This window comes from Kitasatospora sp. P5_F3 (assembly GCF_054049135.1).
Genome location: NZ_JBFUMY010000023.1, coordinates 44,063 through 56,685, shown reverse-complemented (window position 1 = coordinate 56,685; position 12,623 = coordinate 44,063). Strand labels below are relative to the sequence as shown.

Below are 12,623 nucleotides of genomic sequence, written 5' to 3'. Positions count from 1 at the left end.
GCGATCGGCGGGACTCACGGCGCAGCGCCGCCGTGGCGGTGGGTGACAGGCGGTCGCCCGCCTTGTCCCACCCGGTGCCCTCGATGACCGAGAGGACGAGGAACAGGGCATCGAGTTGACGGGCAGTCAGGTGTAGCTTGGTCAGGATCTCCATGGCGCTTCCCGGATCGTGGTGGGGCTCAGGCGGGGTACGGGAGTTCGGACTCCGTAGTGCCCGCCGGATGGGTGTGCAGGGCGCCGTCCGGGCCGCCGATCCGGAGCTGCCACGGGTGCGGGCTGTCGGTGGTCACCCGCAGGCGGTCACCGTCGCGGCGCAGGTGGAAGCGGGCCGCCTCGCCGGGGCCGTCGGAGCGTGGGATCACCACGGTGCGTTCTGCGCCTTCGGCGAAGGCGTGGACCCGCAGTTCGACGCCGTCCGCCCAGGCGGAGACCGGGTGTTGGTCGTCGGCGCCGAGCGGGATGACGGAGTCGGGGCGGGCGAGCAGCGGCAGGGTGTGGAAGTCGTGCTGCTCGCGGACCCAGCGCGGGCCGGTGAGTTGATCCCCGGTCAGGATGTTGGTCCAGGTGCCCTCGGGGACGTAGTAGTCGACCGTGCCGTCGTCGGTGAAGACCGGGGCGACGAGCAGGTCCTCGCCGAGCATGTACTGGCGGTCGAGGGTGGCTGCGGCGGGGTCGTCGGGGAACTCCAGCACCATGGCGCGCATCACCGGGATGCCGGTGGCGTGCGCCTGCTGGGCCGCGCGTTGCAGGTAGGGGGCGAGGCGGTGCTTGAGCAGGGTGAACTCGCGGGTGACCTCGACCGCCTCCTCGCCGTAGTCCCACGGCACGCGGTAGGACTTGGAGCCGTGCAGGCGGCTGTGCGAGGAGAGCAGGCCGAACTGTACCCAGCGCTTGAACACCGTCGGCGTCGGCGTGCCCTCGAAGCCGCCGATGTCGTGGCTCCAGAAGCCGAAGCCGGACAGGCCGAGGGAGAGTCCGCCGCGCAGCGACTCCGCCATGGCGTTGAAGTGGGACTCGCAGTCGCCGCCCCAGTGCACCGGGTACTGCTGGCCGCCGGCGGTGGCGGAACGGGCGAAGAGCAGCGCCTCACCCTCCCCGCGCTCCTCGCGCAGCAGCTCGAAGACGGCCCGGTTGTACAGGTGGGTGTAGTAGTTGTGCATCCGCTCCGGGTCGGAACCGTCGTGCCAGACCACGTCGGTGGGGATGCGCTCGCCGAAGTCGGTCTTGAAGCAGTCCACTCCCTGGGCCAGCAGGGTGCGCAGCTTGCCGGTGTACCAGTCGCACGCGGTGGGGTTGGTGAAGTCCACCAGCGCCATGCCCGGCTGCCACAGGTCCCACTGCCAGACGCTGCCGTCCGGGCGGCGCACCAGATAGCCCTCGCGCCTGCCCTCCTGGAACAGCGCCGACTTCTGCGCGATGTAGGGGTTGATCCAGGCGGAGATCCGCAACCCCTGCTGCTTGAGCCGGGCCAGCATGCCGGCCGGGTCGGGGAAGGTGTCGGAGTCCCAGTCGAAGTCGGACCACTGGTACTCGCGCATCCAGAAGCAGTCGAAGTGGAAGACGCTCAGCGGGATGCCGCGCTCGGCCATGCCGCCGACGAAGCGGTTGACGGTCGCCTCGTCGTACTCGGTGGTGAAGGAGGTGGTCAGCCACAGGCCCAGCGCCCAGGCCGGCGGCAGGGCGGGGCGGCCGGTCAGCGCGGTGTAGCGCTCCAGGATCTGCTTGGGCGTCGGCCCGTACACCACGAAGTACTCGAGCGACTGGTCCTCGACGCTGAACTGGACCTGGCCGACCGCCTCGGAGCCGACCTCGTAGCTGACCTTGCCGGGGTGGTTGACGAAGACGCCGTAGCCCCGGTTGGTCAGGTGGAACGGGATGTTCTTGTAGGACTGCTCACTGCTTGTGCCGCCGTCGGCCTGCCAGATGTCCACCACCTGACCGTTCCGGACGAACGGTGTGAACCGTTCTCCCAGTCCGTACACCAACTCGCCGACATCCAGGGAGAGTTGGCCCAGCATGAAGTGCCGGCCCCCGGCGTCGGTGACGAAGCCCGTGCCGCGCTCGCCCACCGTGGTCAGCGTCCGTCCGTCGGCCGTGAACTCCAGGCGCCACGGCTGGGAGGCGTCCACCCGCAGGGTCAGCTCGCCAGCGGTGAGCTCCACCGCCTCCCCGTCCCGGCGCACCTTGCCGACGCCCTGCTCCGCCCCGGGCAGTGCGAACTCCGGTCCGCGCCGCACCGATCCGGCGTGGTGGGTGGTGCGGACCCCGATCACGCCCTCGGCCGGGGACCAGCACTCGACGGTCAGCAGCGGGCTGTTGAGCGTGTCGCCGCGCCGGACGACGTGCTTCACCGGCGCGTAGAGGGTCATCCGGTGCTCGTCGGACCGGACGTCCGCGACCTCGGCGGCGTAGCGCGCGGTGACACCCGGGCGCATCAGCCAGTAGCCGTCGGTGAATTTCATCGGGCAGGTTCCTCTGTCCGCGCGCGGTGCGCGGTGATCAGGCCCCGGTACCAGTGGTAGCTGTCCTTGGGCGTTCGGGTCAGGGTTTCCTGGTCGACGTGGACCAGGCCGAAGCGCTGGCTGTAGCCACGCGCCCATTCGTAGTTGTCCATGAGGGACCACACGTAGTAGCCGCGGATGTCGACCCCGGCGGCGATCGCGTCGGCGACGGCGGCCAGGTGGTCCGCGAGGTAGTCGATCCGCTTGACGTCGTGGACCACGCCGTCGGAGCCGACGGTGTCGATCTCGGCGCAGCCGTTCTCGGTGATCCAGACCGGCGGAAGCTGCGGGTAGCGGGCGTGGAGTCCGCAGAGCAGCTCGGTGAGCGCCTCCGGGACGACGGGCCAGCCCATGGTGGTGTACCGGGTCCGGTACGGGTTCAGCTCGGTGAGGCCGATGTCCACGGCCGTACGGAGTTCGGGATCGGCCGTGCGGTACGGGGCGGCGGCGACGGTCACCGGGCGGTAGAAGTTGACGCCGAGGAAGTCCAGTGGGACGCCGATCAGTTCGAGGTCGCCCGGCAGGCGCCAGGGGCCGTCGGCCAGACCGGCCCAGGTCTCGGCCTCCTGCGCGGGGTAACGTCCGGCGAGCAGCGGCTCGGTCCAGACCTCGTTGTGGAGGACTTCGGCGCGGCGCAGGGCGGCGCGGTCCTCGGGGAGCGAGGAGACGGTGTGGATGCGGTCGAGGTTGAGGGTGATCCCGACCTCGCGGGCGCCCGCGGCCCGTAGCTCGCGGACCGCGAGGCCGTGGCCGACCAGCAGGTGGTGCGCGGCCGCGAGCGCGCCGCGCCCCTCCTGGGCGCCGGGTGCGTGGCGGCCCTCGGCGTAGCCCACGAAGGCCGAGCAGTACGGCTCGTTGAGGGTGATCCAGCGCTCCACCCGGTCCCCGTAGTGCTCGGCGGCGAGGGCCGCGTACTCCGCGAACGCCTCGGCGGTCTCCCGGACCCGCCAGCCGCCTCGGTCCTCCAGGGCCTGGGGCAGGTCCCAGTGGTAGAGGGTGACGGCGGGAGCGACCCCGGCGGCCAGCAACTCGTCGATCAGGCGGTCGTAGAAGTCCAGGCCCTTGGCGTTCACCGGTCCGGTGCCCTGGGGCAGCAGGCGGGGCCAGGCGATGGACAAGCGGTAGCTGTCCACGCCCAGTTCGCGCAGCAGGGCGACGTCCTCCGGGTAGCGGTGGTAGTGGTCGCAGGCCGTGTCGCCGGTGGCGCCGCCGAGCGTACGGCCGGGCGTGTGGCTGAAGGTGTCCCAGATGGACGGGCCGCGGCCGTCCTGGTCGTGGGCTCCCTCGATCTGGTAGGCGGCGGTCGCGGCGCCGAAACGGAACCCGGTGGGAAGCTCCGGGAAGGGGTGTGCGGCCGGAGCGCAGGAGTCGGTCACGGCGGCGGTCAGAGCTCCGGAGCCAGGTCGTGCTCGTGCAGCCAGGCGAGCTGGGTCGGCGGCGTGGAGCCGCAGCCGCCGCCGTGGTCGGCGAAGGGCCAGACGGTCATCGTGCGGTCCTGGCCGGCGTAGCGGTTGTAGGCGGCGTAGACCGTGGAGGGCGGACAGATCGGGTCCATCAGGCCGACGCTGAACAGGGCCGGGGCGGTGGCCCGTTGGGCGAAGTGCACGCCGTCGAAGTAGTCGAGGGTCTCGAAGGCCGGCGTCACCCGGTGCCGGCTGTGCCAGCGCAGGTACTTGGCGATCTCCGGGTACGGCCCCTCGCCGGCGATCTGCACGGCGTGGCGGAAGTGGCAGAGGAACGGTACGTCGGGCATCACCGCCGCGACGCGGTCACCGCTGAGGCCGGCGACGGCGAGCGCCAGCCCGCCACCCTGGCTGCCGCCGGTCACCACGATCCGGTCGACGTCCAGACCGGGCAGTTGTGCGACGGCGTCGACGGCGCGTACGCAGTCGGTGATCAGGCGCCGGTAGTAGTAGTTCTCGGGGGAGTCGATGCCCCGGGTCATGAAGCCCTCGACCCACTGCGTGCCGTCGCCGACGGTCCGGTCGGGGGTGTCGTGGCCCTGGCCCCGGCTGTCGACCACGAGTTGGGCGTAGCCGGCGGCGGACCAGAACAGGTGCTCGGTGGGCAGTCCGCGCCCGCCGCAGTAGCCGATGTAGGTGACGACGACCGGCAGGGGCCCGTCCACGCCGGCCGGGCGCAGCAGCCAGGCGGCCACCGGTTCGCCGTTCCAGCCGGGGAAGCGCACGTCGTCGACCTCGACGGTGCGCAGTGCGTACTGCGAGGTGACCCGGTCGACCTTGACACCGCAGTCGTACGACCGGGCTTCGGCGAGCGTCCGCTGCCAGAACGCGTCGAAGTCGCCCGGCGCGGTCAACTCCGGCCGATAGTTGGTCAGTTCGTCCAGGTCGAAGTCGGTGAGCGGCATGGGGGGCTTCCTCCGGAATGGGTTGGGCACTGGGTGAGAGAGGTGGCGGCCCGCCACCCTCGAGGCGGGCCGCCGGTCTGGGAGGCGCCTCAGGCCGACCGGAGGCCGAAGGCGGCCAGCCGGAAGCCGCCGTGCAGCGTCAGCCGGAGGTCGTGGAAGCCTGCCGACGGGGCGGCGAAATCGGCCTGCACGGTCGCCCAGGTGTGGTGGTGGCCGGTGACCGGGACCTCGATCTCCGCCAACAGCAGCTCTCCGGCGTGGAGTTCGAGCCGTGCTTGGCCGGCTCCGGCCTCCGGGCGGGCGATCTCGGCCTCCACCCGGACGGCGCCGGAGAGGTCGACGCCGTGGAAGTGCAGCGTCGCGGGCCGGGCCGGGTCGGCCGGGGTGACGGCGTCGCCGTCGGTCCGGCTGACGTCGACGATGTCGATGTCCGTGTGGTCGTCGAAGTCGACGGCCAGGGTGCGCCGGTCGACCAGGACCCGGGGGGCGGGGGCCGCCCCGGTCACGGTGAGCGGCGCGGTGAGGACGGGGTGTTCGGCGGAGCGGGCGACGGTGATTTCGTAGCCGCCGGGGTCGACGGTGAAGGCTCCGGTGGAGACGTCCCAGTGGGCCAGTCGCTCGGCCGGCAGACGGAACGTCAACTCCCGGCTCTCGCCCGGCTCCAGACGGATCTTGGCGAAGTCGACGAGCCGCTGACGGGGAGCCCGGTAGCGGGCGTCCAGGGCCCGGACGTAGAGCTGGACCACCTCACTGCCCGCCCGGTGACCGGTGTTGGCCACCGCCAGGGTGACATCGACGGAGCCGTCCTGGGCGACCGACGGGGCGGAGAGGCCCAACTCCCGGTGGGCGAACTCGGTGTAGGAGAGCCCGTGCCCGAACGGGTAGAGCGGCGCGGTCTCGTGGTACTGGTAGGTCCAGCCCGCCTTGATGATGTCGTAGTCGAGCGGCTCCGGCAGCTGGTCGTCGCCCCGGTACCAGGTCTGCGGGAGGCGCCCGGCGGGCTCCGCCGCGCCGACCAGCACCGCGGCCAGCGCGTGCCCGGTCTCCTGGCCGCCGTGCGAGGTCCAGGCCACGGCGGGCAGGTGGGCGTCCGCCCAGTCCAGGGCGTACGGGTAACTGCTCATCACCACCAGCGCGGTCTCCGGGCGGACGGCGTGCACGGCACGCAGCAGCGCCTCCTGGCCTGCGGGCAGGGCGAGGTCGACGCGGTCCTCGGTCTCCCGGCCGTTGACCATCGGGTGGTTGCCGAGCACCACGACGGCGACGTCCGCGCTCGCGGCGGCGGCCCGGGCCTCGGCGGCGGCCCCCCGGCGGGGGGCGGGGCCCACGGCCGCGTAGCGGCCGGTGAACACCGAACGCACCAGCACGGTGCCGTCCTCGGCCGGCTCCACCCGGAAGGTCTCCTGGACGAACCAGCTCTTGATCAGCTCCTGGTCGGCGACCAGGGTGTGGTCGTCCTTCAGGGTCAGGTACCGGCCGGTTCCGGCCGCGCGCAGGGTCAGCATGGAGCGGCCCCAGTCGGTCACGTCCAGGGCTTCGCCGCCCAGGAGTTCACCGGTGGTGCGCGAGCGCAGCGTGATCCGGTCACTGCCCTCCATCCGGACCACCTCGCCGCCGTGGCCCGCCAGGACGGCGGAGAGTCCGTCGGCGACGGTGACCTGATAGGGCAGGGTGCCGCTGTACCAGTCCTCGCAGAGGGTGTCGGCGAGCGGGCCGATGACGGCGACCCGCGGGGCGCGGGCGGGATCGAGCGGCAGCAGGCCGTCGTTCTTGAGCAGCACCACCGACTCGGTCGCGGCCTGACGGGCCAGGGCGCGGTGCTCGGCGCTGTTGATCACCTCGGGGCCGATCCCGGCGTACGGGTCCAGCTCGGGGTCGAACTCGCCGAGCCTGAAGCGCAGTTCGAGCTGGCGGCGGACGGCGCGATCCACGTCCTCCTGGTCGATCAGGCCGCGCTCCAGCGCCTCGCGGAGCCGGCCGACGATCGTCTCACTGTCCTCGCCGTGGTCGGTGAAGCTGTCGATGCCGGCCTTGAGCGCGGCGCCGTGGGACTCGGCGTGGTCGTCGAAGTAGTGCTCCAGCTCGACCAGGTTGGAGGGCGCCTCGGCGTCGCTCACCACGAACAGCTCGTGGCCGGTGGGCCGTGCCCAGCGGCGCAGCTCCGTCTCGATGAGCGGACTCACGTGGCAGGGGCGGCCGTTGACCAGGTTGTAGGCGGCCATCGCGCCGGTCGCGGCGCCGGAGGCGACAACGGGGCGGAAGGCGGCGAGGTCGTACTCGTGCAGCACGCGCGGGCGCAGCCCGGAGGAGGTGGTGCAGCGGTCGTCCTCGTTGTTGTAGGCGAGGAAGTGCTTGAGCACCGGGGCTGTCCGCAGGTACGTCGGGTGGTCGCCCGCGAGGCCCCGGCAGAACGCCTCGCCGACCCGGGCGGTGTGCACCGGGTCCTCGGAGTAGCCCTCCTCGTTGCGGCCCCAGCGCGGATCGCGCAGCAGGTTCAGCACGGGGGCCCAGGCCTGGAGGCTGTTGGGGCCGCGATCGGGGGCCAGCACCGGCGGGCGGTGGCTGTGGAAGGCGCGCAGTTCGACCGAGACCGCCTCGGCGACCCGGCGCACCAGATCCTCGTCCCAGCTGGCGCCGAGGCCGACGGCCTGCGGGAAGACCGTGGCGACCCCCAGCCAGGATACGCCGTGCAGGGCCTCGCTGCCGGTGCGGAAGGACGCAACTCCCAGGCGCGGCACGGCCGGTGCGTACTGGTGCAGCAGCGCGAGGCGTTCGTCGAACGTCAGGCGTTCGACCAGGTCGTCGATGCGCTTGCGCAGCGGGAGCGCGGGGTCGCGGAAGAGCGGCAGGTCAGCGGCGGACGCGGACAGGGAACTCACGTGGGACAACCCCTCGGAAGGCTGAGTGCTGTGGTCGTTCATCGAAGCGCTTCGACGCTGACACGATCCCGAAGTTGTGTCAACTCCCTTGGCAGTTACCGGTTTCGGATTTGTTCAGGCTATTGCCGAACCCGTAACGCGTCGTTAGTGTCGCCGAAACGCGCAAGCGCTTCGACAGTTCCGATCGGGAAGGCCACTCCGCCATGAGAACCGAGATGAACCGCAGGACCTTCGTCAGTGCCGCCGTGTCGGTGGCGGGGGCCGCCGCGATGACGCCGCTGTTGTCCGCCTGTGGCGGAGGTGCGGACCGGAAGACCGGTACGAACACCGACGCGGGCCTCAAGGCGGCCCTGCCGGCCTATGTGCCCAGCGCCGCCGGCGCGGCGGACATCCCGTCCGTGGTCGGTGGCCCCGACGTGGCGACCGACCCCGCGTACCTCAGCTACCCGTCCGCCCCGGTCACCACGGTCTCCGGAGTCCCCGGCAAGGGCGGCAGCTACACGGCGGTCACGCCGCTGTGGGGGACCGCCCCGCCGGCCGGCAACGCCTTCTACCAGGCCATGAACAAGGCACTGGGCGTCGAGCTCACCATGAAGCCGGCGGACGGGAACAACTACGCCACCATCGTGCCGACCATGACCGCCGCCAAGAAGCTGCCGGACTGGATCCAGCTGCCCAGCTGGTGGAACCCCAACTTCAACCTCGGGGGGCTGGCCGGGACCCAGCTCGCGGACCTGACCCCGTACCTGTCCGGCGACAACATCAAGAAGTACCCGAACCTGGCCGCGATACCCACCGGCGCCTGGCAGGTCGGCGTGTGGGGCGACAAGCTGTACGGCATCCCGTGCTTCTCCAGTAAGTTCGTCGTCGCGGGCACCACCTTCTACCGCCGGGACATCCTGGAGGGGCGCGGGATCAAGGCCGGCCAGGTCAAGTCCGCCGACGACCTGATGAGCCTCGGCAAGGAGCTGACCGACGCCAAGCGCGGCGTCTGGGCCTTCGGCGACCTGTGGACCTACCTGTACACAGCCTGGGGTGCCCCGCTCAAGTGGAAGGTGGACAACGGCAAGCTGGTCCACCTGTTCGAGACGCAGGAGTTCCTGGAGGCTCTCGACTGGCACAACCGGCTGGCCGCCTCCGGGTACGTGCACCCGGACTCGCTGGCCGGTGACAACGCCAACGCCACCACCCGCTTCTACAGCGGGAAGGTGCTCATCGACGGTGGCGGCACGGGTGTCTGGAAACTGAGCGACCATCAGGCCGGCACCGCCGCGGACCCGAACTACCGACGTGGTGCCTTCAACGTCTTCGCCGCCGACGGCAAGAGCAAGCCGGTGGTCTACATGGGTGCTTCGACCGCCATACTCAGTTACCTGAACGCCAGTCTGAAGCCCGCCCAGATCGAGGAGCTGCTCTCGGTCGCCAACTACCTGGCCGCGCCCTACGGTTCGGCCGAGTACACGATGGCCAACTTCGGCGTCGAGGGCGTCCACCACACCCGGGTGAACGGCGTTCCCACCTTCACGGACGAGGGCCAGAAGGCGGTCCAGAGCCAGACCTTCCCGTTCCTGGCCTCCCCGTCGGCCGTGATCAGCAACCCGGGCGGCGACATCGTCACCAAGGACCTGTCGGCCTGGCAGGCCGACAACGTGCAGGCCCTCACCAAGCCGCCGTTCTGGGGCATGAACATCAGCATGCCGCAGGCGATGGCCACGGCCGAAGCCGCCCAGGCCGTGTCGGACACCGTCCAGGACTGCTACCGGGGCAAGAAGAAGGTCTCGGAGGTGCAGGCGGCAGTAGCGAGTTGGAAGTCCAGCAGCGGCGACCGGCTCAAGGGGTGGATGACCGAGAACGTGCTGAACAAGTACGGCACGGGCCTGTGAGTGCCGCACGGTCGGATCGCCCCGAGGTGCGGGAGCGGCTGAGTCTGCGCCACCGGCTGCGCCGCGACCGTTCGTTGATCCTGATGACGGTGCCCGCGGTCGTCCTGCTGCTGGTGTTCAACTACCTCCCGCTGTTCGGCCTGGCCACCGCGTTCCAGGAGTACGACCCGCTGGTGGGGGTCCGGCAGAGCGAGTGGGTCGGATTCGACCAGTTCTCCCGGCTGTTCGGCGACGCGCTGTTCTGGCACGCGCTGACGAACACGCTGTACCTGAGCTTCGTCCAGCTGATCCTCTTCTTCCCGATCCCGATCGGGCTGGCACTGCTGCTCAACACGGTGCTCAGCGAGCGGATCCGCAACTTCATCCAGTCCGTCGCCTACCTGCCGCACTTCTTCTCGTGGGTGCTCGCCATCACGATCTTCCAGCAGATGCTGGGCGGTGCGGGCGCCCTCAACCAGTTCCTCCGTCAGCAGGACATCGGTACCTGGGACATCATGACCAACCCGGACACCTTCGCGCTGCTGGTCACCTCCCAGTCGATCTGGAAGGAGGCGGGCTGGGGGATCATCGTCTTCCTCGCCGCGCTGAGCGCGATCAGCAACGAGCTGTACGAGGCGGCGGCGGCGGACGGCGCGGGACGGCTCCGGCGGATGTGGCACATCACGCTGCCGGGCCTGCGCGGAGTGATCGTGCTGATGCTGGTGCTGCGCCTGGGCAACGCGCTGTCGGTCGGCTTCGAGCAGTTCCTGATCCAGCGGAACGCCGTCGGTCACGACGTGGCGGACGTACTGGACACCTTCTCCTTCTACTACGGCATCGCCACCGGCGACTACAGCTACGGCACGGCGGCCGGGCTCTTCAAGAGCGTGATCTCGCTGCTGCTCATCTGGGGTGCCAACCGGCTGGCGCACGCCTTCGGCGACGACGGGTTGTACCGAAAATGACGAACGTACTCACCATCGGACGCACGGACGGCAAGCGCGACACGGCGTCCAGGGCCGACCGACGCAGGGCCAGGGCCGCCCGCCCGCCCTGGGAGGAGCCGCCGACCACGGTCGGCCAGGCGGCCAAGGGGCTGACCCTCGGCGGGATGCTCGCCGTCATCCTGGTGCCGCTCTGGATCATCGTGCTGACCAGCTTTTCCACCCCGGGGGCCGTCAACCGGGCCGGCGGGCTGGTGATCTGGCCCGACGGACTGACCACCGAGGCGTACCGCCAGATGCTGAGCGACTCGACCGTGGTCACCGCGCTGATGGTGAGCCTGGGCATCACCGTGGTCGGCACGGGGGTGTCGATGGCCGTCTCGATCCTGTGCGCCTACGGGCTGTCCAGGCCGCGGTCGCTCGGCCACCGCTTCGTCCTGGTGCTGCTGATCGTCACGATGTTCGTGGGCGGCGGCCTCATCCCGACCTTCCTGGTGGTCACCGGGCTCGGCGGCTACGGCCAGTGGTGGGCGCTGATCCTGCCGGGCGCGGTCTCCGTCTTCAACATCCTGGTGCTGCGCGCGTTCTACTCCGACACCTCCGCCGAACTGATCGACGCGGCCCGGATGGACGGCGCGGGGGAGTGGCGCATCCTGTGGTCCGTCGTGCTGCCCACCTCACGGGCCGTCACCGCCGTGACCGCGCTCTTCTACGCGGTGGGCTACTGGAACTCGTTCTTCAACGTCATGCTCTACATGCCGACGGACGCCGAGAAGTGGCCGCTCCAGTACGTGCTGCTGACCTACGTCAACCGGGGCAACGGACTGCCCGGTTCCGTCAACGCGGGCTTCGGCAGCGTCCAGGCGCAGACCGCGCCGCTGTCGCTGCAGATGGCGGTCGTGGTCCTCACCCTGGTGCCGCTGGTGATGGTGTACCCGTTCGTGCAGAAGCACCTGCGCACCGGCGTCCTCACCGGCGCGATCAAGGGCTGAGCCGGATGTCCAGCAGGCCCGTGACGCTCGCCGATGTGGCCAGGCGCGCCGGAGTCTCGGCAAGCACCGTCAGCTACGCGCTCAGCGGGAAGCGCCCGATCCTGGACGAGACCCGCGGCCGCGTCGAGCGAGCCGTCCGGGAGCTCGGGTACCACCCCAACGCGGGCGCCCGGGCGCTGGCCGGCAAGCGCTCACACATGATCGCCCTGGTGGTACCGCTGCACGTGGACGTGTACGTGCCGATCATGACGGAGATCGCCATCGCCGTCACGGTGGCGGCCCGTCAGTACGACTACAACGTCCTGCTGATGACCAACGACGAAGGCCCCGAGGAGGTGCGGCGGATCGCCGCCGGCGGACTCGCCGACGGGGTGATCCTGATGGACATCAGGGTGGGTGACGAACGCATCCCGGTCCTCCGCGCCCAGGGCACACCGACCGTGCTCATCGGATGGCCGGACGACCCGGCCGGACTCTCCTGCGTCGACCACGACTTCCCCACCATGGGCGCGCTCTGCGCGGACCACCTGGCCGACCTCGGCCACCGGGACGTCGCCTTCGTCGGCTACGCCAGGGCCGTCTACGAGCGGCACGCGGGCTACGCCGTGCGCACCCTGACCGGCTTCCGCGAGCGCGCGGAGCGGCGTGGCCTGCGCTTCGTGCACCGGCCGTGCGAGGGCACGTACGAGAGCACGGCGGGCACCGTGGCCAGGATCCTCGCCGACCGCCCGGAGACCACCGGGTTCGTGGTCCAGAACGAGGGCGCGATCGGTCCGCTGCTGGACCTGCTGCGCGCCAGCGGGCGGACCGTCCCGGAGGACGCCTCGGTGGTCGCCATCTGCCCCGAGTCGCTCGCGGAGCAGTACACGCCCCGGCTCACGGCCGTGACCGGCCCGAAGGGGGAACTCGGGCGGGTCGCCGTCGAGCAGCTGATGGCCAGGATCACGGCGGCAACCGAGGGTGTGCAGCCGACGGATGAACTGCGGCTGCTGGCACCGGACCTGGTGAGCCGCGAGAGCACCGCGCCGGCCCCGAGCCGAAGCTCCCACCCCTGATCACGAACAGAATGGAGACTCC

General features: G+C 70.8%; 8 protein-coding genes. 4 read left to right on the top strand and 4 right to left on the bottom strand.

Annotated features, from left to right (window positions below; all coding sequences use genetic code 11):
- Positions 1-179: 179 nt before the first annotated feature.
- The 4 genes from yicI to ACXJMZ_RS16055 form a co-directional block, all read right to left on the bottom strand.
- Positions 180-2,462, bottom strand: a complete 2,283-nt coding sequence (gene yicI, locus ACXJMZ_RS16070) for an alpha-xylosidase (protein ID WP_457030717.1) — start codon at positions 2,460-2,462, stop codon at positions 180-182.
- Positions 2,459-3,877 carry a GH1 family beta-glucosidase gene (locus ACXJMZ_RS16065; RefSeq protein WP_457030716.1) on the bottom strand — a complete coding sequence of 473 codons (1,419 nt, stop codon included), beginning with the start codon at positions 3,875-3,877 and terminating at the stop codon, positions 2,459-2,461. The genes yicI and ACXJMZ_RS16065 overlap by 4 nt, the downstream gene beginning before the upstream one ends.
- An 8-nt stretch (positions 3,878-3,885) precedes the next feature.
- Positions 3,886-4,869, bottom strand: a complete 984-nt coding sequence (locus ACXJMZ_RS16060; RefSeq protein ID WP_457030715.1) for an acetylxylan esterase — start codon at positions 4,867-4,869, stop codon at positions 3,886-3,888.
- Between the two features lie 89 nt (positions 4,870-4,958).
- Complete coding sequence (locus ACXJMZ_RS16055) at positions 4,959-7,790, bottom strand: glycoside hydrolase family 3 C-terminal domain-containing protein (RefSeq protein WP_457030714.1); 2,832 nt, start codon at positions 7,788-7,790, stop codon at positions 4,959-4,961.
- A gap of 161 nt (positions 7,791-7,951) precedes the next feature.
- Between ACXJMZ_RS16055 and ACXJMZ_RS16050 the strand changes: the two genes are divergently transcribed.
- Genes ACXJMZ_RS16050 through ACXJMZ_RS16035 form a run of 4 tightly spaced genes read left to right on the top strand, consistent with a single transcriptional unit; the run spans position 7,952 to position 12,601 of the window.
- Positions 7,952-9,631, top strand: coding sequence for an ABC transporter substrate-binding protein (locus tag ACXJMZ_RS16050; RefSeq protein WP_457030713.1), 1,680 nt, complete (start codon positions 7,952-7,954; stop codon positions 9,629-9,631).
- Positions 9,632-9,657: 26 nt separating this feature from the next.
- Positions 9,658-10,575 carry an ABC transporter permease gene (locus tag ACXJMZ_RS16045; RefSeq protein ID WP_457030712.1) on the top strand — a complete coding sequence of 306 codons (918 nt, stop codon included), beginning with the start codon at positions 9,658-9,660 and terminating at the stop codon, positions 10,573-10,575.
- Positions 10,572-11,546: a carbohydrate ABC transporter permease gene (locus tag ACXJMZ_RS16040; RefSeq protein ID WP_457030711.1), complete on the top strand. Its 975-nt coding sequence runs from the start codon at positions 10,572-10,574 to the stop codon at positions 11,544-11,546. Before ACXJMZ_RS16045 ends, ACXJMZ_RS16040 begins: the two co-directional genes overlap by 4 nt.
- 5 nt (positions 11,547-11,551) lie before the next feature.
- The gene (locus ACXJMZ_RS16035; RefSeq protein WP_457030710.1) at positions 11,552-12,601 is read left to right on the top strand and encodes a LacI family DNA-binding transcriptional regulator; all 1,050 of its coding nucleotides are present in this window, start codon (positions 11,552-11,554) and stop codon (positions 12,599-12,601) included.
- Positions 12,602-12,623 lie beyond the last annotated feature (22 nt).

Coding starts and splice junctions, on each gene's coding strand:
- yicI (WP_457030717.1), bottom strand. CDS start 2,462: ATGAAATTCACCGACGGCTACTGGCTGATGCGCCCGGGTGTCACCGCG.
- ACXJMZ_RS16060 (WP_457030715.1), bottom strand. CDS start 4,869: ATGCCGCTCACCGACTTCGACCTGGACGAACTGACCAACTATCGGCCG.
- ACXJMZ_RS16055 (WP_457030714.1), bottom strand. CDS start 7,790: ATGAACGACCACAGCACTCAGCCTTCCGAGGGGTTGTCCCACGTGAGT.
- ACXJMZ_RS16050 (WP_457030713.1), top strand. CDS start 7,952: ATGAGAACCGAGATGAACCGCAGGACCTTCGTCAGTGCCGCCGTGTCG.
- ACXJMZ_RS16040 (WP_457030711.1), top strand. CDS start 10,572: ATGACGAACGTACTCACCATCGGACGCACGGACGGCAAGCGCGACACG.
- ACXJMZ_RS16035 (WP_457030710.1), top strand. CDS start 11,552: ATGTCCAGCAGGCCCGTGACGCTCGCCGATGTGGCCAGGCGCGCCGGA.